Origin of the sequence: Actinokineospora bangkokensis (assembly GCF_001940455.1) — a bacterium.
Lineage (GTDB): Bacteria > Actinomycetota > Actinomycetes > Mycobacteriales > Pseudonocardiaceae > Actinokineospora > Actinokineospora bangkokensis.
Window position 1 is genome coordinate 127,791 of sequence record NZ_MKQR01000006.1, and the last position, 24,770, is coordinate 152,560.

General features: G+C 73.5%; 26 protein-coding genes. 17 read left to right on the top strand and 9 right to left on the bottom strand.

Annotated features, from left to right (window positions below; translation table 11 throughout):
• The first annotated feature begins 96 nt into the window (after positions 1–96).
• Positions 97–993, top strand: a complete 897-nt coding sequence (pdxS, locus tag BJP25_RS04165) for a pyridoxal 5'-phosphate synthase lyase subunit PdxS (RefSeq protein WP_075973432.1) — start codon at positions 97–99, stop codon at positions 991–993.
• 86 nt (positions 994–1,079) lie between these two features.
• On the opposite strand, the gene BJP25_RS04170 is transcribed toward pdxS, so the two are convergent.
• Positions 1,080–1,637 (bottom strand): helix-turn-helix domain-containing protein, encoded by a 558-nt coding sequence (locus tag BJP25_RS04170; protein ID WP_075973433.1) that lies wholly within the window; start codon positions 1,635–1,637, stop codon positions 1,080–1,082.
• A gap of 208 nt (positions 1,638–1,845) precedes the next feature.
• Between BJP25_RS04170 and pdxT the strand changes: the two genes are divergently transcribed.
• From pdxT to BJP25_RS04185, 3 genes are all read left to right on the top strand, one after another.
• Entirely contained in the window at positions 1,846–2,469 is a 624-nt protein-coding gene (pdxT, locus tag BJP25_RS04175; protein ID WP_075973434.1) for a pyridoxal 5'-phosphate synthase glutaminase subunit PdxT, read from the top strand.
• Positions 2,470–2,499: 30 nt separating this feature from the next.
• The gene (locus BJP25_RS04180; protein ID WP_075973435.1) at positions 2,500–3,249 is read left to right on the top strand and encodes a YebC/PmpR family DNA-binding transcriptional regulator; all 750 of its coding nucleotides are present in this window, start codon (positions 2,500–2,502) and stop codon (positions 3,247–3,249) included.
• 263 nt (positions 3,250–3,512) lie between these two features.
• The gene (locus BJP25_RS04185) at positions 3,513–4,025 is read left to right on the top strand and encodes a DUF4262 domain-containing protein (RefSeq protein ID WP_075973436.1); all 513 of its coding nucleotides are present in this window, start codon (positions 3,513–3,515) and stop codon (positions 4,023–4,025) included.
• Positions 4,026–4,271: 246 nt separating this feature from the next.
• Here BJP25_RS04185 and BJP25_RS04190 read toward each other — a convergent pair whose 3' ends face one another.
• Positions 4,272–4,715: a cupin domain-containing protein gene (locus BJP25_RS04190; RefSeq protein ID WP_075973437.1), complete on the bottom strand. Its 444-nt coding sequence runs from the start codon at positions 4,713–4,715 to the stop codon at positions 4,272–4,274.
• Between the two features lie 18 nt (positions 4,716–4,733).
• Between BJP25_RS04190 and BJP25_RS04195 the strand changes: the two genes are divergently transcribed.
• From BJP25_RS04195 to BJP25_RS04240, 10 genes are all read left to right on the top strand, one after another.
• The gene (locus BJP25_RS04195; RefSeq protein WP_075973438.1) at positions 4,734–6,485 is read left to right on the top strand and encodes a metallophosphoesterase family protein; all 1,752 of its coding nucleotides are present in this window, start codon (positions 4,734–4,736) and stop codon (positions 6,483–6,485) included.
• A gap of 53 nt (positions 6,486–6,538) precedes the next feature.
• Positions 6,539–7,174, top strand: coding sequence for a crossover junction endodeoxyribonuclease RuvC (gene ruvC, locus BJP25_RS04200; RefSeq protein ID WP_075973439.1), 636 nt, complete (start codon positions 6,539–6,541; stop codon positions 7,172–7,174).
• Positions 7,171–7,767 carry a Holliday junction branch migration protein RuvA gene (gene ruvA, locus BJP25_RS04205; RefSeq protein ID WP_075973440.1) on the top strand — a complete coding sequence of 199 codons (597 nt, stop codon included), beginning with the start codon at positions 7,171–7,173 and terminating at the stop codon, positions 7,765–7,767. The genes ruvC and ruvA overlap by 4 nt, the downstream gene beginning before the upstream one ends.
• Positions 7,767–8,828 carry a Holliday junction branch migration DNA helicase RuvB gene (gene ruvB, locus BJP25_RS04210; protein WP_075973441.1) on the top strand — a complete coding sequence of 354 codons (1,062 nt, stop codon included), beginning with the start codon at positions 7,767–7,769 and terminating at the stop codon, positions 8,826–8,828. The genes ruvA and ruvB overlap by 1 nt, the downstream gene beginning before the upstream one ends.
• A 115-nt stretch (positions 8,829–8,943) precedes the next feature.
• Positions 8,944–9,324: a preprotein translocase subunit YajC gene (gene yajC / locus BJP25_RS04215; protein WP_075973442.1), complete on the top strand. Its 381-nt coding sequence runs from the start codon at positions 8,944–8,946 to the stop codon at positions 9,322–9,324.
• A 196-nt stretch (positions 9,325–9,520) separates the two neighbouring features.
• The gene (gene secD / locus BJP25_RS04220; RefSeq protein ID WP_075973443.1) at positions 9,521–11,422 is read left to right on the top strand and encodes a protein translocase subunit SecD; all 1,902 of its coding nucleotides are present in this window, start codon (positions 9,521–9,523) and stop codon (positions 11,420–11,422) included.
• 5 nt (positions 11,423–11,427) lie between these two features.
• Complete coding sequence (gene secF / locus BJP25_RS04225; RefSeq protein WP_075973472.1) at positions 11,428–12,672, top strand: protein translocase subunit SecF; 1,245 nt, start codon at positions 11,428–11,430, stop codon at positions 12,670–12,672.
• 2 nt (positions 12,673–12,674) lie between these two features.
• Positions 12,675–13,217, top strand: coding sequence for an adenine phosphoribosyltransferase (locus tag BJP25_RS04230; RefSeq protein WP_143218873.1), 543 nt, complete (start codon positions 12,675–12,677; stop codon positions 13,215–13,217).
• A gap of 248 nt (positions 13,218–13,465) precedes the next feature.
• Positions 13,466–15,769, top strand: coding sequence for a RelA/SpoT family protein (locus BJP25_RS04235; protein WP_408607093.1), 2,304 nt, complete (start codon positions 13,466–13,468; stop codon positions 15,767–15,769).
• Positions 15,770–15,817: 48 nt separating this feature from the next.
• Positions 15,818–16,711 (top strand): hypothetical protein, encoded by an 894-nt coding sequence (locus tag BJP25_RS04240; protein WP_075973445.1) that lies wholly within the window; start codon positions 15,818–15,820, stop codon positions 16,709–16,711.
• Here BJP25_RS04240 and BJP25_RS04245 read toward each other — a convergent pair.
• From BJP25_RS04245 to BJP25_RS04255, 3 genes are read right to left on the bottom strand one after another with little or no spacing between them, the layout of a single operon-like run.
• Positions 16,662–17,387, bottom strand: coding sequence for a helix-turn-helix domain-containing protein (locus BJP25_RS04245; RefSeq protein ID WP_198943336.1), 726 nt, complete (start codon positions 17,385–17,387; stop codon positions 16,662–16,664). The two genes, BJP25_RS04240 and BJP25_RS04245, sit on opposite strands and share 50 nt — an antisense overlap.
• 4 nt (positions 17,388–17,391) lie before the next feature.
• Positions 17,392–18,114 carry a peptidylprolyl isomerase gene (locus BJP25_RS04250; protein WP_075973446.1) on the bottom strand — a complete coding sequence of 241 codons (723 nt, stop codon included), beginning with the start codon at positions 18,112–18,114 and terminating at the stop codon, positions 17,392–17,394.
• Positions 18,114–18,947, bottom strand: a complete 834-nt coding sequence (locus tag BJP25_RS04255) for a peptidylprolyl isomerase (RefSeq protein WP_075973447.1) — start codon at positions 18,945–18,947, stop codon at positions 18,114–18,116. Before BJP25_RS04255 ends, BJP25_RS04250 begins: the two co-directional genes overlap by 1 nt.
• Before the next feature lie 129 nt (positions 18,948–19,076).
• Between BJP25_RS04255 and BJP25_RS04260 the strand changes: the two genes are divergently transcribed.
• Entirely contained in the window at positions 19,077–19,784 is a 708-nt protein-coding gene (locus BJP25_RS04260; RefSeq protein ID WP_075973448.1) for an MBL fold metallo-hydrolase, read from the top strand.
• On the top strand, positions 19,784–20,422 hold the full coding sequence (locus BJP25_RS04265) for a hypothetical protein (RefSeq protein WP_075973449.1): 639 nt from the start codon (positions 19,784–19,786) through the stop codon (positions 20,420–20,422). The genes BJP25_RS04260 and BJP25_RS04265 overlap by 1 nt, the downstream gene beginning before the upstream one ends.
• Before the next feature lie 37 nt (positions 20,423–20,459).
• Here BJP25_RS04265 and BJP25_RS04270 read toward each other — a convergent pair whose 3' ends face one another.
• From BJP25_RS04270 to pnuC, 3 genes are read right to left on the bottom strand one after another with little or no spacing between them, the layout of a single operon-like run.
• Positions 20,460–21,950, bottom strand: a complete 1,491-nt coding sequence (locus BJP25_RS04270; RefSeq protein ID WP_408607091.1) for a YibE/F family protein — start codon at positions 21,948–21,950, stop codon at positions 20,460–20,462.
• A 15-nt stretch (positions 21,951–21,965) separates the two neighbouring features.
• On the bottom strand, positions 21,966–23,009 hold the full coding sequence (locus BJP25_RS04275; RefSeq protein ID WP_075973450.1) for an AAA family ATPase: 1,044 nt from the start codon (positions 23,007–23,009) through the stop codon (positions 21,966–21,968).
• Complete coding sequence (pnuC, locus tag BJP25_RS04280; protein WP_075973451.1) at positions 23,006–23,635, bottom strand: nicotinamide riboside transporter PnuC; 630 nt, start codon at positions 23,633–23,635, stop codon at positions 23,006–23,008. Before pnuC ends, BJP25_RS04275 begins: the two co-directional genes overlap by 4 nt.
• A gap of 95 nt (positions 23,636–23,730) precedes the next feature.
• Between pnuC and BJP25_RS04285 the strand changes: the two genes are divergently transcribed.
• Positions 23,731–24,312 (top strand): TetR/AcrR family transcriptional regulator, encoded by a 582-nt coding sequence (locus tag BJP25_RS04285; RefSeq protein ID WP_075973452.1) that lies wholly within the window; start codon positions 23,731–23,733, stop codon positions 24,310–24,312.
• On the opposite strand, the gene BJP25_RS04290 is transcribed toward BJP25_RS04285, so the two are convergent.
• Complete coding sequence (locus BJP25_RS04290; RefSeq protein WP_075973453.1) at positions 24,302–24,727, bottom strand: PaaI family thioesterase; 426 nt, start codon at positions 24,725–24,727, stop codon at positions 24,302–24,304. The genes BJP25_RS04285 and BJP25_RS04290 overlap by 11 nt on opposite strands.
• Positions 24,728–24,770 lie beyond the last annotated feature (43 nt).

The following is a 24,770-nucleotide window of genomic DNA, read 5'->3' on the forward strand; positions in this document are numbered from 1 at the left end:
GCCCCGGATTGGCCTCGTCAGGGCGCCACCGGCGGCTTAACCTCGACAACGGCGCAGGTCAGCGCCCTCGACCGACAGATCTGGAGGGGCACAGCCATGTCCGAAGTCCGCACCGCCACCGGCACCACGCGCGTCAAGCGGGGGATGGCGGAGATGCTCAAGGGCGGGGTGATCATGGACGTGGTCACCCCCGAGCAGGCGAAGATCGCCGAGGACGCGGGCGCGGTGGCGGTCATGGCGCTGGAGCGGGTGCCCGCCGACATCCGCGCCCAGGGCGGGGTGTCGCGGATGAGCGACCCGGACATGATCGACGGCATCATCGCCGCGGTGTCCATCCCGGTGATGGCCAAGGCCCGCATCGGCCACTTCGTCGAGGCCCAGGTGCTCCAGGCGCTCGGGGTGGACTACATCGACGAGTCCGAGGTGCTCACCCCCGCCGACTACGCCAACCACATCGACAAGTGGGCCTTCACCGTGCCCTTCGTGTGCGGGGCCACCAACCTCGGTGAGGCGCTGCGCCGGATCACCGAGGGCGCGGCCATGATCCGCTCCAAGGGCGAGGCGGGCACCGGCGACGTCTCCAACGCCACCACCCACATGCGCAAGCTGCGCACCGAGATCAAGCGGCTCGCCGCCCTGCCCGAGGACGAGCTGTACGTGGCGGCCAAGGAGCTCCAGGCCCCCTACGACCTGGTCAAGGAGGTCGCCACCACCGGCAAGCTGCCCGTGGTGCTGTTCACCGCGGGCGGCATCGCCACCCCGGCGGACGCGGCCATGATGATGCAGCTGGGCGCGGAGGGCGTGTTCGTCGGCTCCGGCATCTTCAAGTCCGGCAACCCGGCCCAGCGCGCCGAGGCGATCGTCAAGGCCACCACCTTCCACGACGACCCCGACGTGCTGGCCAAGGTCAGCCGCGGCCTCGGTGAGGCCATGGTCGGCATCAACGTCGACGAGATCCCGCAGCCGCACCGCCTGGCCGAGCGCGGCTGGTAGCCCCCGGCCCCCGTCCCGCCGCGGCGGGGCGGGGGTGGGTGGCGGGTCTGTTGACGGGGTGGGTGGCGGGTCTGTCGAGCACAGACCTACCGGTACTCGCTGAGCATGACCGCCGTCGTGGCGGGGTCCAGCGCCTCGAACACGTGCGGGGCATCGCCCGGGTAGGTGATGAAGTCGCCGGGGCGCAGCTCCACCGGCTCGTCGACCGGGCCCACCAGCGCCCGGCCGGTGCACAGCACCACGTGCTCGACCTCGCCCGGCGGGTGCGGCGCCGACTCCCGGCGCGACCCCGGCTCGGCCGAGACCAGGTACAGGTCGCGGCGCGCCCCGGGCGGCCCGGCCGACAGCAGGGCCGTGGTGTAGTCGGCGCTGTCGGAGGGCACCGCCTCCGCCTCCCCGAGGCGCACCACCCGCACCACCGGCGCGGGCGGGTCGACCAGCCTGCTGAACGGCACCCCCAGGGCGCTGCTCACCGCCCACAGGGTCTCGATGCTGGGGTTGCCGGTGCCCGCCTCCAGCTGCGACAGCGTCGACTTGGCCACCCCCGCCCGCCTGCCCAGCTCGCCCAGCGACAACCCCGAGCGCTCGCGCTCGCGGCGCAGCGACCGGGCGATCACCTCGCGGGGCGCCCCGCGCTCTGCCATGCCCACACCCGCTCTCCCAGGAGGCAGCCCGCCGTGGCGTCCCGAACCGCCCCCCGCGGGGCTCGTCCCCGCCCTGCCGCTCGCCGACCAGGCGAGGCTGGCCATGGTAGCCACCCCGCCCGCACCGACCTCGCCGGTCCGCGCCGCCCGCGCCCGGATAGGCTGGTCAACCGCCCGGGACGGGCCCGGGTGGGGGAGGTGGGCCGCGGTGTCGGCTGAGCGGCCGCTGGTCGGGGTGCTGGCCCTGCAGGGCGACGTGCGCGAGCACGCCGCCGCGCTGGAGTCCGGCGGTGCCAGGGTGCTGCCGGTGCGGCGCCCGGAGGAGCTGGCCAGGGTCGACGGGCTCGTCGTCCCCGGCGGCGAGTCGACGACCATGTCGCGGCTGCTGGAGGTCTTCGAGCTGCTGGACCCGCTGCGCGAGCGGCTGGCGGCGGGGATGCCCGCCTACGGCTCCTGCGCTGGGATGATCCTGCTGGCCGAGCGCGTCCTCGACGGCCGGGCCGACCAGCGGCAGCTGGGCGGGCTGGACGTGGTCGTGCGGCGCAACGCCTTCGGCAGGCAGGTCGACTCGTTCGAGGCAGAACTGGACTTCGCCGGGGTCGACGGCGGCCCGGTCAAGGCGGTGTTCATCCGCGCGCCCTGGGTGGAGTCGGTGGCCGAGGGGGTCGACGTGCTCGCCACGGTGCCCGACACCCCCGGTGCCGGGGACGCCGCCGGTAGGATCGTCGCGGTCCGGCAGGGCCGGGTGCTGGCCACCGCCTTCCACCCGGAGCTGACCGGTGACCCCCGGGTCCACCGCCGGTTCGTTGACCTGGTCCGCGAAGCGGCCTGACCCCGACGTGCGAGCACAGACGGAGGAGAGATGAGCGGCCACTCAAAGTGGGCGACAACCAAGCACAAGAAGGCCGCCCTCGACGCCAAGCGTGGCAAGCTCTTCGCGAAGCTGATCAAGAACGTCGAGGTGGCGGCGCGCACCGGGGGCGGGGACCCCGAGGGCAACCCGACGCTGTTCGACGCCATCCAGAAGGCCAAGAAGAACTCCGTCCCGCTGGACAACATCGAGCGCGCCCGCAAGCGCGGCGGCGGCGAGGAGGCGGGCGGCGCCGACTGGCAGACGATCATGTACGAGGGCTACGGCAGCAACGGCGTCGCGGTGCTCATCGAGTGCCTGACCGACAACCGCAACCGCGCGGCCGGTGAGGTCCGCACCGCCATGACCCGCAACGGCGGCTCCATGGCCGACCCCGGCTCGGTCTCCTACATGTTCAACCGCAAGGGCGTCGTGGTCATGCCCAAGGGCGACCTGTCCGAGGACGACGTGCTCATGGCCGTCCTCGACGCGGGCGCCGAGGAGGTCAACGACCTCGGCGACTCCTACGAGATCGTCTCCGAGGCCACCGACCTCGTCGCCGTCCGCACCGCCTTGCAGGAAGCGGGCTACGACTACGAGTCCGCCGACGCCAGCTTCCTCCCCTCGGTCACCGTGGCCCTGGAGGCCGACGGCGCCCGCAAGGTCTTCAAGCTCATCGACGCCCTGGAGGACTGCGACGACGTCCAGAACGTCTACGCGAACTTCGACGTCTCCGACGAGGTCATGGCCGAGGTCGACTAGTCGGTGGTGGCTGGCGCGGAACGTCTACGCGCTGTGCTGGTCTTCCCCGTCTCCGACGAGGTCATGGCGGAGGTCGACTAGTCGGTGGTGGCTGGCGCGGGACGTCTACGCGCTGTGCTGGTCTTCCCCGTCTCCGACGAGGTCATGGCGGAGGTCGACTAGTTCCGTCCGCGTCGTGGCCGAGGTCGGCTGACTTCTGGTTGCATGGAGGCCCGGGGCGCGTGCGCCCCGGGCCTTCCGCGTCCCCGCCCCAGGAGCCCCCCTTGTCGCTCGACCACATCTCCGAAGAGGAAGCCGAACTCCGGGCCTGGCTCCTCGCCGAGTGCGACCGCACCGGCCACGCCGTCATCCAGGTCTCCGACGACGAGTTCGGCGCGGGCTACAGCTTCTCCGTCGGCGCCTGGCGCGTCCACGGCGCCCCGGAAGCGGTCGTGGTGGGCCTGCCCGCCGAGATGGCCCTCGGGCTCATCGACCTCTACGTGCGCCGGGTGTCGGAGGGCGAGCGCTTCTTCCCCGGCCTGCCCTACCTGGACTTCTTCGACGGAACCCCGGTGGTGGTGGAGCGGGTCCACCAGGCGTTCTACCCGGAGTACCTGGGCAGCGCCCTGCTGCTCTACCCGTCCGGCCAGTTCCCGGCCCTGCAACTGATCGTGGCAACCCCGGACGGGCACTTCCCGTGGCACGACCGCGCGCCGAAGGGGTTCCGGGAATGGCAGCCCGTGCTGACCGACAGCGGAATGCCGGAGAGTTGGCGGCCTGGGGTGGATGGGCCTTGAGGGTGTTGGCTAGGTCGCCTCGCCTTCGGCTTCGGCGGGTGGAAGAGCGCGGGATTTCTTTGCTGGCTCGATGCGGTGGACTTGTTCGGGTGGGGAAGGCGATCATGAGCTACCCCGTCCGGGTTGAGCGGGGCTCTTGTGGCCCCAGCTTTTCCCGCTCTCTCAGCTCATGATCGCCGTAGGGGCCCCGCCCGAACAGGTCCACCGCATCGAGCCCGCCACCAAACGACCGGCACTCAAACTTCATCACCTGCTCAACCGAGCAACGAGCCCAGCGTGCTCAGGGAACCGCTCCGCCAGGTCCCCCGAGAACTCCACGCACTCATCGGTGTACGCAGGCACCACCACCGTGCTCACCAGCGTCCACCCAGCGCTCTCCGAAGCCTGCCACGTCCCAGCCGGGACCACGGCCTGCGGCCGCTCACCCGCTGCCAGGTCCACTCCCAACGTCCGCTGCACCAACCCCCCATCCCCCAGCGTGTGCAGCGTCAGCGGGTCTCCCGCGTGGTAGGCGTAGACCTCGGGGAAGTCGAGCCGGTGCCACGCGGAGAAGTCGGGGCGTTCGAGCAGGTAGTAGATGGTGGAGAAGTCCTCCGTGCGCCAGGACTGGGTCCAGAGGCCGCCCTCCTGGGGGAGGGGGTGCAGGTCGAGGGTGGTGCGGATGAGGTCCGGGGTCACGGGGGTGATCATTGCGGATAGGGTCGGGGGGTGACCCGTCCTCGTGGTGCGTCGGAAGACGAGCTGGGGTTCCGGCCCCAGGAGGCTGTGCGGTGGTTGGCGCCGCGGGTGCTGGTGAGCACCGGGGTGCAGTCGGTGATCGCGTCGATCTTCGGGTCGTACGCGGACAAGCGGGAGTTGCAGGGGTCGTTGCCCGCGGAGGTGCACCGGTTCACCCGGGTGGGGGACGGTGCCGAGGGGGAGCGGGACTTCTGGTTCGACTACGTGGCGGACCTGGGGGACGGGTTCGACGCGACCTACAGCGTGGCGACCCTGCTGGGGGCCGAGTCGGTGGAGCTGCCCGGGGTCGGGGCGCTGCCGCGCGGGGAGCTGCTGGTCATGGGCGGGGACGAGGTGTACCCGTCGGCGTCGACCAGGGCCTACGAGGACCGGACCAAGGGCGTGTACCGGGCGGCGCTGCCCGAGGCGACGGGGACGCCGCCGACGCTGTTCGCCTTGCCCGGCAACCACGATTGGTACGACGGCTTGACGTCTTTCCTGCGGGTTTTCGGGCAGAAGCGGGCGATCGGCGGGTGGCAGACCGCGCAGAGCCGGTCGTACTTCGCGATCGAGCTGCCGCGGCGGTGGTGGTTGTTCGCCATCGACACGCAGTTCGACGACTACGTCGACGGGCCGCAGTTGCAGTACTTCCGGGAGGCGGCGCAGGAGCTGCGGCCGGGGGACGCGGTCATCCTCTGCACGCCTGCGCCGGACTGGGTGGACGCGGGGTCGGGGCGCGAGGCGGGCAAGTACGACACGATCGAGTTCTTCGACCGGGAGGTCGTGCGGCCCCGGGGCGCCGACATCCGCGTCATGCTGTCGGGGGACAAGCACCACTACGCGCGGTACGCCGAGCAGGGCGGCGACCGGCAGCGGATCACCGCGGGGCACGGGGGCGCGTACCTGGCGGCCACGCACGAGCTGCCCAAGGCGCTCACCCTGCCGCCGCCCGCGTCCCGGGTGCGGCAGAAGTCGCCCGCGCGGGACTTCGCCCTGGTCGAGCGGTACCCGAGCAAGCGGACCTCGGAGCGGTTCGCCGCCGGGATCTTCCAGCTCCCGTGGCGCAACCCCGGGTTCTGGGCGCTGACCGGGACGTTCCAGACGCTGATGACGCTCGCGGTGCTCTACGGGTTGGTGGAGACGCTGGGGGAGCGCAGCGACAAGGGGTTCTTCGGGCTCGTGGCCACCTGGACGCCCGCGGTGGCGGTGGCGGCGGTGCTGCTCGTCGGCGGGGTGACGTTCGCGAAGATCGAGCGGTTCCACGGCGGGCGGGTGGCCACCGCGTTCGGGCTGGTGCACGCCCTGCTGCACATCGGGTTGAGCGTGGGGTGGTCCTTCGTCGTCATCTACCTCTACACGCGCGTGCTGCCGCCGGGTGTCGTCGACGACTGGGCGACGCTGGTGGTCGTGCTGGTGGGCACGCCGGTGCTCATCGGGCTGGTCGACGCCGAGCTGGTGGCGCTGTACCTGATGGTGGCCTCGCGGTTCGGCATCAACCTCAACGAGGTCATGGCCGGGCAGAGCATCGAGGACCACAAGGGGTTCCTGCGGCTGCGCATCGACGCCGCCGGTGACCTGGTCATCCACGCCGTCAAGCTGGACGAGGTGGGCCGGAAGTGGCGGGCCGACCCCGACGCCCCGGCGCACGCGCCGTGGCTGGTGCCCGCGCGCCCGCTGCGGCCCGCCCTGATCGAACCGCCCATCCGGGTGCCCCGCGTGTCGGCGGACGCGGGCGCGGGCTGACCCCCTAAGCTCCTCGAACGAGTGTTCGCGACGGGAGAGGGGACGAGGCGGCCGTGCGCGTCCTGGGCGTCGACCCCGGCCTGACCCGGCTCGGCATCGCGGTGGTCGACGGGGGCCTGGGCCGCGCCGTGCGGGCGGTGGCCGTCGACGTCATCCGCACCCCCGCCGACGACGAGCTGGCCACCCGGCTGCTCAAGGTCGCCGACGGCGTGGAGGCATGGCTCGACCGGCACCGCCCCGACGTGGTCGCCATCGAGCGGGTGTTCAGCCAGCACAACGTGCGCACCGCCATGGGCACCGCGCAGGCCGCGGGCGTGGTGGCGCTGGCCGCCGCCCGGCGCGACCTGCCGGTCATGTTCCACACCCCCAGCGAGGTCAAGGCCGCCGTCACCGGGTCCGGCCGGGCGGACAAGGCGCAGGTCACCACCATGGTGACCCGGCTGCTGCGGCTGACCGAGGCGCCCAAGCCCGCCGACGCCGCCGACGCGCTCGCGCTGGCCATCTGCCACCTGTGGCGGGCGCCGGTGCGCAACCGGATGGCCGAGGCGGAGGCGAGGGCGGCGGAGCTGGCCAAGGCGCACCGTGCGAGGCTGGCCGAGGCGGCCAAGTCGGGCGGGCGGCGCCCCGCGGGCGGCGCGGCGGCCACTCCCAACAGCAGGGCAGCGGGCAGCAGGGCGGTGGGTTCGTGATCTCTTCGGTGCGCGGGACCGTGGCGTCGATCGGCCTCGACCACGCGGTCGTCGAGGTCGGCGGGGTGGGGCTGGCGGTGCAGGCCACGCCGCACACGCTGGCGACCCTGCGGCGCGGCGACGAGGCGGCGCTGTCGACCGCGCTGGTCGTGCGGGAGGACTCGCTGACCCTGTTCGGCTTCGCCGACACCGCCGCGCGCGACCTGTTCTGGTTGCTCCAGACCGTCTCCGGCATCGGGCCCCGGCTCGCCCTGGCCACCCTGGCGGTGCTGGAACCGGCGCAGCTGCGGCACGCGCTGGCCGACGGCAACATCAGCACCCTGACCCAGGTGCCCGGCATCGGCCGCAAGGGCGCCGAGCGGCTGATCATCGAGCTGCGGGACAAGGTCGACGCGGTGGTCGCCGCCGACGCCACCCCGGCCGCGCCCGCCCCCGGCGCCGTGCGCGGCTCGGTGGTCGAGGCGCTGACCGGCCTGGGCTTCGGGGTCAAGCAGGCCGAGCAGGCCGTGGACCGGGTGCTGGCCGAGGACTCCGGCGCGGCCACCCCGGCGGTGCTGCGCAAGGCCCTGGCGACCCTCGGGCCCCAGCGGTGATGGACGAGTTCGCCGAGCAGGACTGGGCGGACGCGCAGCTGTCCCCGGTGGCCGAGCCCGCGGAGCGCGACGACGAGGCCACCCTCCGGCCCCGGCTGCTCACCGAGTTCGTCGGCCAGCCCCGGGTGCGCGAGCAGCTGCAACTGGTGCTGGAGGGCGCCCAGCGCCGCGGCGCCCCGCCCGACCACGTGCTGCTGTCCGGGCCGCCCGGGCTGGGCAAGACCAGCCTCGCCATGATCATCGCCGCCGAGCTGGGCAGGCCCATCCGGATCACCTCCGGCCCGGCCCTGGAGCGCGCGGGCGACCTGGCCGCCATGCTGAGCAACCTCGCCGAGGGCGAGGTCATGTTCATCGACGAGATCCACCGCATCGCCCGCCCCGCCGAGGAGATGCTGTACCTGGCGATGGAGGACTTCCGGGTCGACGTGGTGGTCGGCAAGGGCCCCGGCGCCACCAGCATCCCGCTGGAGATCGCGCCGTTCACCCTGGTCGGGGCCACCACCCGCTCCGGGTCGCTGACCGGGCCGCTGCGCGACCGGTTCGGCTTCACCGCGCACATGGAGTTCTACGCCGCCGAGGAGCTGGAGCAGGTGCTGCGCCGCTCCGCGACCATCCTCGGGGTCGACCTGCGCGCCGACGGCGCCGCCGAGGTCGCGGGCCGCTCCCGGGGCACTCCGCGCATCGCCAACCGGCTGCTGCGCCGGGTCCGCGACTACGCCGAGGTGCGCGGCGACGGCCGGGTCGACCGGGCGGTGGCCCGCGCGGCGCTGGAGGTCTACGACGTCGACGAGCTGGGCCTGGACCGGCTGGACCGGGCGGTGCTCGGCGCCCTGGTGCGCTCGTTCGGCGGCGGGCCGGTCGGCGTGGCCACGCTGGCGGTGGCGGTCGGGGAGGAGCCGACTACCGTGGAGGAGGTGTGCGAGCCGTACCTCGTCCGGGCCGGGATGCTGGCCAGGACGCCGCGCGGCCGGGTGGCCACGGCGCTGGCCTGGTCGCACCTGGGGCTCACCGCCCCCGCGGACGCCCCCGGCTGGGCGGCGCCTACCCTGTTCGACGAGTGACCGCTCGCACTGCCCGACCTCGGCGCCGACGGGGTGCTGTGACCTGGCAGAATCGGGTGAAAACCCGAACAATCGGACTTTTCCCGACTCGGGAACGGTTCCCGGACGGAGAGAAATGAACTCAGCCCTACTGCCCCTGCTGCTCGTCGCAGTGCTGGCCATCCCGCTCATCCTCGGCTCCCGCAAGCAGAAGAAGATGGTGGCCGAGCAGCAGGCGCTGCAGAACTCGCTCCAGGTCGGCGACCGGGTGATGACCACCTCGGGCCTCTACGGCACCGTGTCGGACATCAGCGACGACGCCACCATCGGCATCGAGATCGCGCCGGGCTACGAGACCACCTGGCTGCGCCAGGCCGTCCGGGAGAAGGTCGGCCCGGACGTGCTCGACGACGAGGACGAGGTCGGCGGCGAGCACGAGGCCATCGACGAGGTCACCGAGGTCGAGGCGCCCGCCAAGGACACCGCCGACGCGACCCCGGAGCAGCGCAAGAACTGACGCCCGACCCGCGCGGTCACCGTGCGCCCCGGGGCGGGCGCGCACAGTGACCCGCGCAACACCGGGCTCACCTGACACCAGGTACGCTGCGCCCTCACCCACATGAGAACCCCGGGTGTGGGCGCAGCGTCATGACCACCATCGCGGCGCGCACGCTGGCGTGCGCACACGAGCGAGCCGAGGAGACGGACCGACCGTGGCACCACCGGTTGGGCAGATCCGCCCAGGGCGCTATCTGGCGTTCTTCGTAGCAGTAGTCGCCGTCCTCTACGCCCTGGTCTTCGCGACCGGCGACCACCGGGCCGAACCCAAGCTGGGCATCGACCTGCAGGGCGGCACCCGGGTGACGCTGACGGCCAGGACCGAGAACGGCGAACCGCCCTCGCGCGAGTCGCTGAACCTCTCCCGGCAGATCATCGAGACCCGCGTCAACGGCACCGGCGTCAGCGGCGCCGAGGTGGTGCTGGACGGCACGCAGCTGGTGATCACCGTCCCGGGGGAGAACGGCGACCGCGCCCGCGACCTCGGCCAGACCGCGCAGCTGCGCTTCCGCCCGGTCGTGCAGGCGGGCCAGACCACCCCGCAGCAGACCCAGCAGCCGGGCGCGACGACCGGCACGGCCCCGGCCACCCCGCCCGCGGCCACCAACGCCCCGGCCACGACCGGCAACCCGGCGCCGCAGGGCCGCCCGGCCCCCGCGCAGGCCCAGCAGCCCACCACGACCGCGCCCGCCGCGCCGTCGACGCCCGCCGCGCCCGCCCCCAAGCCCTCGGACGCGCTGACCGGCGCGAACAAGGCCCTCTACGACAGCCTCCCCGACGACCGCAAGCAGCGCTACGACGCCGCCGCGCCGCCGGAGTCCTGCGTGCTCTACCAGCTGCTCGCGCTGAAGAACACCGACCGCAACAACCCCCTGGACTCCGACCAGGAGGGGCAGCTGATCACCGAGGGCAAGAAGTGCCGCCAGGACCCGCGCCTGGTCGACAGCACCGACGCCTCCGGCGCGGCCACCCCGGCCGACACCGCGCTCCAGTCCGCGGTCGCCGCCCTGATCGACTGCGGCCCCGGCCAGGTCGACCCGCTGGTCGGCAACGACGACCCGAAGCTGCCGCTGGTCGCCTGCGACCAGGACGGCGCGGAGAAGTTCGTCCTCGGCCCGTCGTTCCTGGAGGGCACCCAGATCTCCAACGCCACCGCGGGCCAGGACCCGCAGGGCGCCGGCTACCAGGTCGTGGTGAGCTTCAAGCCCGAGGGCCAGTCCATCTGGGCGAAGTACACCGAGGAGCACCTGCAGCAGCGCGCGGCGTTCGTCCTCGACACCCAGGTCGTCTCCGCCCCCACCATCCAGTCGGTGATCAACGGCGACACCACCATCACCGGCGGCACCGGCGGGTTCTCCAGCTCCGAGGCCACCAAGCTCGCCAACGTGCTCAAGTACGGCTCGCTGCCGCTGTCGTTCGACCCCTCCGAGGCCGAGACGGTGTCGGCGACCCTGGGCCTGGCCTCGCTGGAGGCGGGCCTCATCGCGGGCGGCATCGGCCTGGCGCTGGTGTTCGTCTACTGCCTGATCTACTACCGCCTGCTCGGCGTGCTGACGATCCTGTCGCTGGTGCTCTCGGCGGTGGTCGTCTACGCGGTGCTGGTGCTGCTCGGCCGCTGGATCGGGTTCACCCTCGACCTCGCGGGCATCGCGGGCTTCATCATCGCCATCGGCATCACCGCGGACTCGTTCGTCATCTTCTTCGAGCGGTTGAAGGACGAGGTGCGCGAGGGCCGCAGCTTCCGCTCGGCGGTGCCGCGCGCCTGGGTGCGCTCGCGGCGCACCATCCTCTCCGCCGACGCGATCAGCTTCCTGGCCTCGGCGGTGCTCTACGTGCTGGCCGTCGGCCAGGTCAAGGGCTTCGCGTTCACCCTGGGCATGTCCACGGTGCTCGACCTGGTGGTCGTGTTCCTGGTGACGCACCCGCTGGTCGCGATCGCCTCCAAGTCGAAGTTCCTGTCCAACCCCAAGTTCTCCGGCCTCGGCTCGGCGCACCGCGCCGCGGCGTCGAACAAGCGGGCCGCGCGGGTGGCGGGCACCGCCGCGAAGGAAGGGTGACGGACGTGTCTACCCCCAGCACCGGGTCCAGCACCCCCGGGTCGACCAGCACCGCCCAGCGCGGCAGCTTCTTCGACCGCCTCTACACCGGCAACGGCGCCTTCGACATCGTCGGGCACCGCAAGCGCTGGTACGCCATCTTCGGCGGGCTGATGCTCATCTGCCTGATCTCGATGGTGTTCCGCGGCTTCAACCTCGGCATCGACTTCGAGGGCGGCACCCGGCTGTCGATGCCCGCGCAGAACGAGGCCGGGCAGGTCATCACCGTCGAGCAGGTGGAGGACGTGTTCTCCCGCGCGGCCGGCCGCGACGCCTCGTCGGTGCAGTCGGTGGGCACCGGTGCCTCGGCCACCATGCAGATCAAGGCCGAGACGCTGACCAACGACGAGGTGGGCCGGGTCAAGGCCGCGCTGGCCAACGACCTCAAGCCCAAGTCGGCCACCGGCGGCACCGGCGTCGGCCAGGTCAGCGACTCGGCGGTGTCGGGCACCTGGGGCGGGGAGATCTCCCGGCAGGCGCTGATCGCGCTCGGCGTGTTCATCGTGCTGGTGGCCATCTTCCTCGCGCTGTACTTCGAGAAGTGGATGGCCGTCGCCGCGCTCGGCGCGCTGGTGCACGACATCGTGGTCACCGCGGGCGTCTACTCGCTCATCGGCCTGGAGGTCACCCCGGCCACGGTGATCGGCCTGCTCACCATCCTCGGGTTCTCCCTCTACGACACGGTCGTGGTGTTCGACAAGGTCAAGGAGAACACCCGCGGCCTGCTCGGGCTGACCAGGCGCAGCTACCCCGAGGCGGCCAACCTCGCGCTGAACCAGACCCTGATGCGCTCGATCAACACCTCGCTGATCGCGCTGCTGCCGGTGATCGGCCTGCTCATCGTCGGCGTCTGGGTGCTCGGCGTGGGCACCCTGGAGGACCTGGCGCTGGTGCAGCTGACCGGCATGCTGGCCGGTGTGCTGTCCTCGATCTTCCTGGCCACCCCGATCCTGGTGGACCTGAAGATGCGCGAGCCGCAGTTCGCCCAGCAGGCCCGCAAGGTCCAGGCCCGCCGGGAGCTCCAGGCCAAGCGCGCCGCGGCCGGGGTCACCGACGGCGAGGACGAGGCCGAGGAGACCGGGCGGGAGAAGGCGATGGCCGGTGGCGTCCCCGGGCGCACCCCCAAGGCCTCCGACGCCCGCCGCGTCGCGGCCAACACCCGGCCGTCGGGCAAGTCCGGCGGCAGGCCCTCGGGCAAGAAGCGCCGCTGACCGTGGCCGACGGCACCGCGCTGGACAGGGCGCTCGGCCTCGTCCGGGAAGTCCCCGACTTCCCGGAGCCGGGCGTCCTGTTCCGCGACCTGAGCCCGGTGCTCGCCGACGCGGCGGGCTTCCGGGCGGTCACCGACGCCTTCGCCGCGGCGCTGCCCTCCGGGGCAGGCGCCGTGGACACCGTGGTCGCCATCGAGGCCCGCGGGTTCCTCTTCGGCGCCGCGCTGGCCACCGCCGCCGGGCTCGGCCTGGTGGCGGTGCGCAAGCCGGGCAAGCTGCCCGCGGTGGCCGACCGGGTCACCTACGACCTGGAGTACGGCTCGGCCACCCTGGAGCTGCCCGCCGACACCCTCGCGCCCGGCAGCCGCGTCGTCATCGTCGACGACGTGCTGGCCACCGGCGGCACGGTGGAGGCCGCCGCCGGGCTCGTCGAGCGGGCGGGCGCCACCACCGCGGTGGTGGCCGTGGTCGTGGAGCTGACCGCGCTCGGCGGTCGCTCCCGGTTGCCCGGGGGTGCGGACTTCGTCTCCCTGCTCAGCGTCTGACCGGCCGGTCCAGCACCCCGGGAGCACCCGGGCCGCCAGCGGTTCGTGGCGCGGGTCACCACCCGGCGTCGGTGGGCGGTCACCCGCTGATCGTGCCGCGGTGCGCCGGGGCACGCTCGGCGTCCCATGTGGGCGGTTCGGCGCCCCGCACCGCCGTCCTGGCCTGCTGCGGAGTTATCCTCGGTGTCCGGGCCACACCCGTGACCCGGACACCCGAGAGTGCGCCGGGAGCAGGTTTGAGCCACGAGGTGCAGACGAGCCCCGCCGGGGTGACCGCCGCCGAGGCGGCCACCACCCCCGCGGGCAGGCAACCGTCCGCCACCCGCCGCGTGCGCGCCCGGCTCGCCCGGCGCATCACCGCGCAGCGGCCCGCCGTGGTCAAGCAGGTGCTCGAACCGCTGGCCGCGGTGCACCGGGAGCTGCACCCCAAGGCGGACCTGGCGCTGCTGCAGCGGGCCTACGACGTCGCCGAGGACAAGCACAAGGCGCAGCGGCGCAAGTCTGGCGACCCCTACATCACCCACCCGCTCGCGGTCGCCACCATCCTCGCCGAGCTGGGCATGGACACCACGACGCTGGTCGCGGCGCTGCTGCACGACACCGTCGAGGACACCGACTACTCCCTGGAGCGGCTCACCGCCGACTTCGGCGACGAGGTGGCGCACCTGGTCGACGGGGTCACCAAGCTGGACAAGGTGCAGCTGGGCACGGCCGCGGAGGCCGAGACCATCCGCAAGATGGTGATCGCCATGGCCCGCGACCCCCGGGTGCTGGTGATCAAGCTGGCGGACCGGCTGCACAACATGCGCACCATGCGCTTCCTGCCGCCGGAGAAGCAGGCCAAGAAGGCCCGCGAGACCCTGGAGGTGCTGGCCCCGCTGGCGCACCGGCTGGGCATGGCCACGGTCAAGTGGGAGCTGGAGGACCTGGCCTTCGCCATCCTGCAGCCCAAGAAGTACGACGAGATCGTGCGGCTGGTGGCCAACCGGGCGCCCTCGCGCGACACCTACCTGCAGAAGGTCGTCGGGGAGCTGGGCAACAACCTGGAGGCCTCGCGGATCGAGGCCAGGGTCGAGGGCAGGCCCAAGCACTACTACTCGATCCACCAGAAGATGATCGTCCGCGGCCGCGACTTCGACGACATCCACGACCTCGTCGGCGTGCGCATCCTGGTCGACGACGTGCGCGACTGCTACGCGGCGATGGGCGTGGTGCACGCGCTGTGGCAGCCGATGCCCGGCCGGTTCAAGGACTACATCGCCCAGCCCCGGTTCGGGGTGTACCAGTCGCTGCACACCACGGTGATCGGCCCGGACGGCAAGCCGCTGGAGGTGCAGATCCGCACCCACGAGATGCACCGCACCGCCGAGTACGGCATCGCGGCGCACTGGCGGTACAAGGAGACCAAGGGCACCCACTCCGGGGTCGAGGTCGACGAGATGGCCTGGATGCGCCAGCTGCTGGACTGGCAGCGGGAGGCCGCCGACCCGGGGGAGTTCCTGGAGTCGCTGCGCTACGACCTGGCCACCCGGGAGATCTTCGTCTTCACCCCCAAGGGCGACGTGGAGACCCTGCCCGCCGGGTCGACGCCGGTGGACTTCGCCTACGCCGTGCACACCGAGGTCGGCCACCGCTGCATCGGCGCGCGGGTCAACGGCAGGCTGGTGGCCCTGGAGCGCAAGCTGGAGAACGGTGAGGTCGTCGAGATCTTCACCTCCAAGGCCGAGGGGGCGGGCCCGTCGCGGGACTGGCTGGCCTTCACCGCCTCGCCCCGGGCCCGGGCCAAGATCAAGCAGTGGTTCGCCAAGGAGCGCAAGGAAGAGGCGATCGAGGCGGGCAAGGACGCCATCGCCAAGGAGGTGCGCCGGGTCGGGCTGCCCATGCAGCGGCTGGTGTCGGCGGACTCGGTGACCGCGCTCTCCCGCGAGCTGCGCTACCCGGAGGTCAGCTCGCTCTACGCCGCGGTCGGGGAGGGGCACACCTCCGCCCGGCACGTCGTGCAGCGGCTGGTGGCCCTGCTCGGCGGGGTCGACCACGCCGAGGAGGAGCTGGCCGAGCGGGCCACCCCGTCCACGATCACCCGCAGGCGCAGCTCCGGCGACGCGGGCGTGATCGTCAAGGACGCCTCGGACGTGTGGGTGAAGCTGGCCCGGTGCTGCACCCCGGTGCCCGGCGACGACATCCTGGGCTTCGTCACCCGCGGCGGCGGGGTGAGCGTGCACCGCACGGACTGCACCAACGCCGACGAGCTGCTCCAGTCGCCCGAGCGGCTGCTGGAGGTGGAGTGGGCGCCGTCGGAGTCGTCGGTGTTCCTCGTCGCCATCCAGGTCGAGGCGCTCGACCGGCACCGGCTGCTCTCCGACGTGACGAAGGTGCTGGCCGACGAGCGGGTCAACATCCTGTCCGCGTCGGTGACCACCTCCCGCGACCGGGTGGCGGTGTCGCGCTTCTCCTTCGAGATGGGCGACCCCAAGCACCTCGGGCACGTGCTCAAGGTCGTGCGCAGCGTGGAGGGCGTCTACGACGTCTACCGGGTCACCTCCGGGTCCTGACCGTTCTCGCCAAGACCGGGCGGGCCGCGGCCCCTACGGTGGTTCGACGTGACGACGTTGAGCCCCGTGGACCGCGACCGCGCGGTCACCTTCCTGCACAGCACGGCCCGCGTCCTGGAGCGCAGGCGCTACGAGTTCTCGTTCGGCGACGGCTCCGCGGACGCGGTCGCGCGCGCCCTGGACGCCTACCGCAACGACGACGGCGGCTACGGCAACGCCCTGGAGCCGGACGGCCGCGGGCCGGGTAGCCAGCCGATCACCACCCTGTCCGCCGTGCACGTGCTGAACGAGGTCGGCGCCGACCTCTCCGGTGTCCTCGGCTACCTGGGGTCGATCGCCACCGACGAGGGTGGGCTGCCGTTCGTCCACCCGAACGCGGCCGACTACCCGCGCGCGCCGTGGTGGCAGGTCCCGCACGCCTACGAGGGAGACCTGCTCGCCACGGCCAACCTCGTCGGCGCCGTGTGGGCGGGCGGGGTGACCTCGGACCCGTGGCTGGACCGGGCGGCCGGGTTCTGCTGGTCGCGCATCGAGGCCCTGACCAGCACCCACCCGTACGAGGCGCTGGGCGCCATCCACTTCCTCGACGCCGCCCCCGACCGCGACCGCGCCGCCACCGCCGCGGCGAAGCTCGGTGAGCTGGTCCGCTCCAGCGGGCTGGTCGACGTCGGGGACGACTCGGCGGTGCTCCCCGAGGGCTACTCGGCGGGCGAGCTGAAGCGCCCCCACGACTACGCGCCCACCCCCGACAGCCTGGCCCTGAGCTGGTTCACCGAGGCCGAGCACGCGGCCGACCTCGACCGCCTGCTCACCGAGCAGCGCGACGACGGCGGCTGGCGCGTCGACTGGCCCGCGTGGACCCCGGTCACCGAGTACGAGTGGGCGGGCATCATCACCCTGGAGAACCTGCTCCTGCTCCGCCGCTTCGACCGCCTCCCCTGAGCAGGCTGGTCAGGGTGGTGCCCGCGAGGGCGCGCACGTCCTTGGCCAGGTGCGCCTGGTCGGTGTAACCGGTGACCTGCGCGACCTCGGCCAGGGGGACGCCCGCCCTGGCGCGGTCGAGCGCAGCGGTGAAGCGCAGCACCCGGTGCAGGGTCTTGGGGCCGTAGCCGAACGTCGTGTGGGCGTGGCGGCGCAGCTGGCGGGGGCTGTAGCCGAGGTCGGCGGCCATCTCGGCCACGGCGCCGGTGCGGCGGGCCAGCGCGCGCAGCGCGGTGGCGAGCGGGTCCGGTGTGGACTCGAACTCGGCCAGCAGCAGGAGTTGGGCCGCTCGCGTGTCGGGGGTGCGGGCCAGGCGGTCCGCGAGGGCCTTGGCGCGGTGCGGGGTCCACACGTCGGCCAGCGGGACGCGGGCGTCGCGGACCGCCGAGGCGGGGAGGCCGAGCGGGCCGTGCAGGGTGGGGAAGCGGATGCCGACCAGGGTGCCCGGCTCCGACGTCGTGAGCTGGGCGGTGGTGTCCGGGCCCGCCAGGCGCAGGGTGCCGGTCTCGCGGTGCCACAGCACGTCGGCGCACGCGTCGGGCAGCACGCGGACCTGCTCGCCGCCGCCGGTGCGGCTCCAGACGCAGTCGACGCCCGCCCGGGGCAGCCCGGGCGGGCGTCGCTCGTCGTAGGTCACCGGGTCAGGACGCCTTCGCCGACTCGATGGTGACCGGCGTCTTCGGGGGGCCGTCGCCGGACGGCGAGTCGACCCCGCCCGCGGCGATGCGGGTGACGACCGCCAGGCCCGCCGCGTCGGTCTTGCCGATGACGGCGTAGTCCGGCGGGATGTCGCAGGTGCCGTAGATGATGAAGAACTGGCTGCCGCCGGTGTGCGGGCCCGCGTTGGCCATCGCGACCACGCCGGGGACGTAGGCGCTGGCGCTGTCGGGGTTCTCGTCCGGGATGACGTAGCCGGGGCCGCCCGAGCCGGTGCCGCTGGGGTCGCCGCACTGGAGCACCTGCAGGCCCGCCGAGGTGGTGAGCCGGTGGCAGGGGGTGCCGTCGTAGTAGCCCGAGCGGGCGAGGTGGGCGAAGCTGCGCCCGGTGCACGGGGTGTCCGGGGACAGCTCAACGATCACCTCACCGCCACCCAGCGCCAGCACGACCTTCGCCGGGGTGTCGGTGGAGGTGGCGGGCGGCAGGTCGACGGGCTTGGCGGCGGTCCCGGAGCGCTCGTAGTCGCACGACACCCCGGCCCCGGACGCGCCGGGTGCCGAGGTGGACGCCTGCGCCGAGGTCGTCGTGCGCGGGGCGGTCGAGGGCGGGACCTCGCCCGCCACCGCGGTGCCCCGGACCGCCGACGCGCACCCGCTCAGGAGCAGCGCGGCGGCGGCCAGGGCGGCCAGGGCGGGCAGCGGGCGCATCAGGCGACGGCGACCGAGGAGATGGTGGCGTCGTTGACCGGCTTGCCGTCGCCGGAGCCGGACTGGGTGCCCTTCGCCGCGATCTCGTCGATGACCTTGAGGCCGTCCTCGGAGATGGTGCCGAACACGGTGTAGTTCGGCGGCAGCTCGGCGGCGCCGTAGACCATGAAGAACTGGCTGCCGTTGGTGTTGGCGCCGGAGTTGGCCATCGCGAGCACGCCGCGGCCGTACTTGGCCTCGGGGAAGGTCTCGTCGTTGAACTTGTAGCCGGGGCCGCCCCCGCCGGTGCCGGTCGGGTCGCCGCACTGGAGCACCTGCAGGCTCGCGGAGGTGGTGAGGCGGTGGCAGGCGGTGCCGTCGAAGTACCCCTGCTTGGCCAGGCTGGTGAAGCTGTTCACCGTGCACGGGGCCAGCGCGCGGTCGAGGGTGACCGGCACCTCCTTGTCCCCGAACTTGATCGTCGCGCCCTGGGTGCCCTCGGCGGGGATGTCCGCGGTGGGCGGGGCGGTGTTCGGCTTGGCCGGGGTGCCCTCGGCCGGGTAGGCGCAGGTGGCCTTGGCGGGCAGCGCGGTCGCCCGCTTCTGCGGGGCCAGCGTCGTCGTCGGCACGCCGGTCGGCGCGTCCGCGGCGGCGGTCGGCTCGGCCGCGGGGGTGCTGTCGTCCCCCGACCCGATGTTGACCAGCAGGTACACCACGCCCACGACGACGACCACGCCGACAACGGTGCTCACCACGCCGATCGTGCGGCGCTTGCGCGCTCGCGCGGCCCTGTTCGCCAGCTGGCGCTCCAGCTTGGCCTTGGCCGCTTTCCGGCGCTGATCGTTGCTCGGCACCTGGCACCCTCCCTGACCACTCGCTTCCGGCAGTGGCGCAGTCTATGGGGCACCCCGGTAAGGACAGTGTGGTGGGCCGGGCCGATAGGCTGGGAATCGGCTGTGAACCCCGTTCCGTGGAGGTCCCCCGTGCTCGTCGTCGGCTTCCCCACCGGGGCGTTCCAGGCGAACTGCTTCCTGGTCGCGCCCGAGCGCGGTGGTCCGTGCGTGATCGTCGACCCCGGGCAGGACGCCGAGGAGCCCATCGCCGCCGCCCTGCGCGAGCACGACCTCACCCCGGTGGCCGCGCTGCTCACCCACGGCCACCTCGACCACGTCTTCTCCGTGGCGCCGGTGTGCGACGGCTCGGACATCCCGGCCTGGGTGCACCCGGACGACCGGTTCATGCTCAGCGACCCGGCCCGCGGCCTCAGCGCCCAGGCCGCGAGCTTCTTCGGCGGCCTGGAGCTGCGCGAGCCCAAGGAGGTCCGCGAGCTCACCGACGGCGCCGAGCTGGACCTGGCAGGCCTGCGGTTCACCGTCACCCACACCCCGGGGCACACCGAGGGGTCGGTGGTGTTCGGCCACGACACCGCCGACGACGACCACCTGCTGTTCGCGGGCGACACCCTGTTCGCCGGGTCGATCGGCCGCACCGACCTGCCCGGTGGCGACATGGCGAAGATGACCGCCTCGCTGCGCAGGCTGCTGGCCCTCGACGACGAGACGGTGGTGCTGCCCGGCCACGGCGGGGCCACCACCATCGGCCGCGAGCGCGCGAGCAACCCGTTCCTCACCGGCGTGGTCGACCTGGGCGAGCCCAGTGCCGCGCACAAGGGCCGCGGGCGGGGCCTGTGATGGCGGGCGCGCCGCCCGAGCGGGTCCCGCTGAGCCTGGTCGACGGCGCGGGCGGGCGGCGGCGCACGACCGCCGCCGTGCTGGTCGTGGTGGTGCTGGCCGCGGCCGTCGGCGGGGTCGTCGGGCTGATCGGCGGGCGGGTGCCCGCGCTGGTCGCCGCCGCGGTCGTCGCCGTCCCGCTGGGGCTGCTGGCCTGGGGGTCGGCGCGGCGCCAGGTGTGGTTGGAGGGCTCGCAGGTCGTCGCCAGGACCTTCGGGAAGCGGCGGGTGGACCTGCGGACCGCCCGCGGGCTGGAACTGGTGGTCACCGACCTGCGCGGGACGCGCACGGTGGGCCTGCTCGTCAGCGGGGACGACAAGCGCGCGGTGAACGTCTCGCTGGCCGTCTACTCCGGGACCGGGGGGCGCGAGCTGGGGATCCTGGTGCTGCGCAAGCTCGCCGACCTGCTGGCGGGCAGCGAGAACACCGCGGGGCTGGTGTTCTCGCAGCTGCTGGTGGCGCAGCTGCGGGCGGAGGCCAAGGGCGAGCCCGCGCCGGACCGGCCGCTGTACCGGTTGGCGTCGGTGGCGCCGGAGGGCCGGTTGGCGCAGCGGTTGAAGCCCGAGGCGATCACGCGGTTCGTGGCGTCGCTGGACTGACGCCGGGCCGCCACGCCCACCGAGGGCTCCGCGCGGGTCAGCCCTGCTCCGGCTCGGCGTGGGTCGCCGCGGGCTCGCGGACCGCCACGAGCGCGGCCACGGCGGTGGTGACGGGCACGGCGGCGACCAGGCCGATGCTGCCGACGAGGGTGCGCACGATCTCCTGGGCGATCGATTGCGAGCCCAGGATCGTGCCCAGGCCCACCCCCGAGATCGACGAGTACAGCAGGACGGGCAGCGCTGCCCCGGCGTACGCCATGACCAGGGTGTTCACCGCCGAGGACACGTGGTCGCGGCCGATGCGCAGACCCGCGGCGTAGAGCTGGCGCCAGGTCAGGGCCGGGTTCGCCGCCCGCAGCTCCCACACCGCGCTGGTCTGGGTGACCGTGACGTCGTCGAGGACCCCCAGGGCGCCGATGACGATGCCCGCCAGCAGCAGCCCGCGCGCGTCGATGGCGTGGCCGAGCGAGCCCACGAGCGCGGAGGTGTCCTCGTCCAGGCCGGTGAGCTGGGCGGCGGCGGAGAAGACCGCGCTGAGCACGCCGATGAGGGCCAGGCTCACCATCGTCCCCAGGACGGCGGTGGAGGTGCGCGCGGAGAAGCCGTGGGTCAGGTAGAGCACCACGAACATGATCACCCCGGCGCCCACCACCGCCACCCACAGCGGGTTCTCCCCGCCGAGGATGGCCGGGAGCACGAACAGCAGCAGCACCGCGAAGCTCAGGCCCAGCGCCAGCAGCGCCTTGACGCCCTGGAAGCGGCCCAGCACCACCACCGCCGCGGCGAACAGGCCCGCGAGCACCCACAGCGGCAGCCCGCGCTGGAAGTCGACGACCTGGTAGGACTCGCCCGCCAGGGGGTCGCCGCCGGAGTAGGACATCACCACCTCGTCGCCCACGGCGAAGCGGGGCGTGGACGGTTCCAGCGGGACGGCGGTGCGCACGTCGCTGCCCGCGGCGACGCCGTCGGACATGGCCACGGTGAGCACGAGGCACTGGTTGCCGCCGGTGTCCGCCGCCCCGCACGGGCCGACCTGCGCCGCGGTCACCTCGCCGTCGACGGGTTGCTGGGCGGAGGCGTTCACGGCGGTGGGGGCGTCGCCCGCGTGGAAGAGCACCACCACGCCGACGACCGAGGCCAGGGCGAACGGCAGCAGCAGGAGCACCAGCAGCTTGCGCACCTTGTCCGACACCGGCTTCGCGGGCCCGTGGCCGTGGCCGTGGCCGGTGGGCAGCTCCGGTTCCGGGGCGCGCCTGCGCCCGCCCGGCGCCGCGGGCAGCTCACCGGAGGTCTTCTCCCGCGCGTCGTCGCGCCCGGTCACGGGCAGCTCGCCCGAGCTGTGCTGCGCCGGGGAGCGCCTGCGGGGTGGTACGGGCAGCTCACCCGAGCTGTGCCGGGGACGCCGGTCCTGGGTCTCGGGGCGCCGCAGCTCGCCGGAGTGCCGCTCCCGCCGCCCGCCCGGGGGCTGGGGGCGGCGCGGCTGGTCCGGCCCGATCCGCGGTATCGGCTGCGTGTCCCCGTCATCCACGGGGTACATGGTGGCTCAGAGCGGGTCGGCGAAGGTGAACCGGGCGGTCGCGGCGGCCTCGCAGGCGCGCACGGCCACCCGCAGGCGGTGCTCGTGGCTGCCGGTGAGCAGCCGCCACGGCACCCCGCGCTCGCGCAGGCCGCGCACGAACCGGGCGGTCATCCACGGGCGCAGGTGCTCGCCGTCGCGCCAGCCGTCCTGCTCGAACGGGACGGCCACGTGGTCGGTGAGCAGGTACAGCGCGGGGCGGCGCGCCCCCACGGCGGCGTCCACCTCCGGGTGGGTGGAGCCCAGGTAGCGCTCGCACCACACCGTCGCCGCCCACGGGTCGTTGTCGCAGACCAGCACGGGGTGCGCCGGGGCCGCGGCGTCCTCGTCGGCGCCCTGGCGCACGGCCACGTCGACGAAGTCGCCCACCGTCCACACCGGAGCCCCGGCGGCGTCCTTGCCGATCGTGTGCTCCCGGCCGTACTCGGGGACCGCCTCGGTGCCGTAGTGCGCGGCGAGGGCGTTCGCGAGGGTCGTGGTGCCGGAGGACTCCGCGCCGAGCACGACGACCCGCGTGGCCAGCCCGGCGCGGGTGGGCTCGGCCAGGTTCGCCCAGTTGCCCCGCACGTCGGCGCGCACGGCGGTGCCGGACACGGGGAAGGTGGTGCGGTCGGGGTCCACCGGCACGTGCGCGGCGCCGAGGCGGCGGGCCAGCTCGGCGCCGTAGTCCTCGCTGCTGAACACCGCGTCGACCGGGGGAGTGCCGGGGTCCTGCATGCCGCGGCGGGCGATCACCGACCGGCAGACACCGATGTGCAGGTCCCAGACGTCGCCGTCGTCGTAGTCGATGGGGTGGTCGTCGAGGTCGCCCAGCACGCGCACACCGGGGTCGTCGCGGTGCTCGGCGGCCACCCACCGCACCCGCTCCCCGATGGTCAACGACTCCACCGAGGCGCCCAGCACGGCCACGGTGGTGCGCTCGGACCGCGCGGCGGCGGCCCGGATGAGGTGGTGGTGGCCCAGGTGCGGCGGGTAGAACTTGCCGAGCAGGAAGGCGTGGCGGAACCTCACGCGGCCACCTCGGCGCGCAGCCGCGCCGACCAGGAGCGCAGGCCGAACACGCACAGCGCGAGGAAGCCGACGTAGAGGATCGCGGTGAGCCAGAGGTCCTTGTAGGCGTAGAGCGGGACGTAGATGACATCAGCGGTGATCCACAGCCACCAGCTCTCCACCTTCTTGCGCGCCTGCCCCCAGGTCGCCAGCAGCGACAGCACGGTGGTGATCGCGTCCGGCAGGGGCACCGCGGAGTCCGTGCCGTGCTCGAGCACGAGGGTCAGCACGACCGTGCCCGCGACCCCGGCGGCCAGTAGCCCCCACCACTGCGGGCGGGTGACGCGGGAGACGGGCAGGTGCGTGCCCCGCTCCCCGCCGCGCAGCCACGCCCACCAGCCGTAGAGGGCCAGCGCCACGTAGATGACCTGCAACCAGGCGTCGGCGTAGAGGCCCGCGGTGATGAAGAGGGCGAAGAACGCCACGTTGTTGGCGATGCCGATGGGCCAGTTCCACGCGTTCTGCCTGGCCACCAGGTACACGCACAGCGCGCCGGTGACGAACCCGATGACCTCCACCCACGACGTCGGCGCCCCGAAGGCGGTGAACGCCGTGGTCCGCAGCGCGTCCAGCAGCGAATCCAACACCTGTGCCTCCCAGCCCCGTGCCCGCCCGCCGCCGGGAGCCTACGTGCCCCGCGCACCCCGGCGGCGCGGGCGCTTCCACGCACTACCCTCACCGCATGGGCAGGCCCCCGGCGCACACCCCCGACGACTTCATCGATGCCGCGATCCGCCTGCACGCGACCTCCGGGCCCCGGTCGGTGACGATGACGGCGGTCGCCGCCGAGGTCGGGGCCCGCAGCGGCTCGCTCTACCACCGCTTCCCGGACCGCCCGTCGCTGCTGGCCGCGACGTGGCTGCGCACCGAGCACCGCTTCCAGCGGGCCTTCCTCGCCCGCATCGACGCCGACCCCACCGCCGCGGGCATCGTCGACACCGCGGCGTGGACGGTGGACTGGTGCCGCGAGCACCACGGCGAGGCCGTCGTCCTGCACGCGGGCGTGCGCGCGTTCGACCCGCACACCTGGTCGGACGAGGCGCGCGCCCGGCGTCGCGAGCACGCCGCGACCCGGACCGCGGAGACCACCCGGGTCGTGCGCGCGTTGTGCGCGAGCACCGGGCGCTCCCGCGAGGAGGTGCTGCTGGCCCTGCTCGACCTGCCGATCGCCGTGGTGAGCAGGCACCTCAACGACGGCGCGGTGGTGCCCGCGGGCACCACCGCGCTCGTGCGGCGGGCGTGCGGGCTGGTGCTCAGCGGATAGCCGCGATCGTCCCCTGTGCGACCGCGCACAACTCCACCGAGCCGTCCGCCCCGAACGCCCGCAGTTCCGCCGAGCACACCGCCTGCCTGCTGGAGGCGTGCAGCACCACCGCCCTGGCCCGCAGCACCCCGCCCCGGGCGGCGCGGACGAAGTTCACCGAGAACCCGGCCGTCACCACGCGCGGGCCGAGCACGCTGCCGCCCGCCATCGCCAGCGCGTTGTCCACCGCGTAGGCGAGCACGCCGCCGTGCACCGTGCCGTGCTGCTGCTTGTGCCGCTCGTCGACGTCGATCTCCAGTTCGGCCTCGCCGCGCACCAGGGCGGTGCACCGGGCGCCGACCTGGGCGTTGAACGGCTGGGTGGCCAGCACCGCGTTGGCGTCCTCGACCGTCAACCGGGTGGGCTCGCTGCTCATCGGGCTCTCCTCTGCTGCGCTCAGTAATAGAGGATAGTCCCAA